This window comes from Oleiphilus sp. HI0128 (assembly GCF_001635365.1).
The window spans coordinates 1-920 of sequence record NZ_LWGG01000850.1 but is presented as its reverse complement, the minus strand read 5'-3'; the positions used below and the strand labels follow the sequence as shown (position 1 = coordinate 920).

The following is a 920-nucleotide window of genomic DNA, read 5'->3' as shown; positions in this document are numbered from 1 at the left end:
TTAGCGATAATACGCGATTCATTCAATGCACTTTGAATATCAAAACCTGCCTGACGACCATCCGGGTGGTCTTTTAGTAATGCCGCGTACACTAAAGGGAAGTTTTCAATTGTCGATAAAATAGGTTTAGGGGACGTATGCCCAAGCCCGCAGCGACTGGTTTGAATAATGGTATTGCCGAGGCTTTGCAAAGACTCCAGGTCCTTGCTCTCGCCCTGGCCGAGCATGATTTTCTCAAGCCCTTTCTTTAAAAACACATTACCGACTCTGCATGGCGTGCAGTAGCCACAGCTTTCTTCAATAAAGAAGTGCATAAAGTAATTGACGATATCGAGAATATTACGTTGCGCCGAGAAAATCATGATAGCCCCTGCTGTAGGTAAATCCTCAAAACATAAGCGCCGGTTAAAGTCGATACGCGCAATCATTTCGCCACTGGCACCACCTACCTGGACAGCTTCTGCATCAATAGCACCAGCTAAGTCGAGTGCATCGGAGACGCTAATACCATGCTCAACTTCATAGATGCCAGGGCGCTCGCAGTCGCCGCAAATACTGAGCAGCTTGCTACCTTTGCTGTGCTCGGTGCCAAGAGACTGAAACCACTCAGCACCTTTGTCCAGAATATGAGGCACGTTGCAGAAGGTTTCGACGTTGTTCACCACTGTTGGATAACCCAAGTAGCCTTTCTGCGCAGGGAAAGGTGGTTTGTTTTTTGGTTCTCCGCGTTGTCCTTCGCATGAGCTGATCAGAGAGCTTTCTTCGCCGCAAATATAGGCACCTGCACCAAGTTGGATGCGGATATCGAAGGAAAAGCGTGTTCCGGTTGACTCGTCAATAAGCATGTCTTGGCCGAGCAGGGCTTCTCGACGTCGTTCTTCCAATACGCTATTTAGGTAGGGCAGCAGGTAACGATATTC

At 48.4% G+C, this 920-nt stretch carries 1 protein-coding gene; it reads right to left on the bottom strand.

What is annotated here, in order from left to right; translation table 11 throughout:
* On the bottom strand, nucleotides 1-920 hold a 920-nt coding region (locus A3763_RS13180; RefSeq protein WP_304440813.1), incomplete at both ends, for an NADH-ubiquinone oxidoreductase-F iron-sulfur binding region domain-containing protein.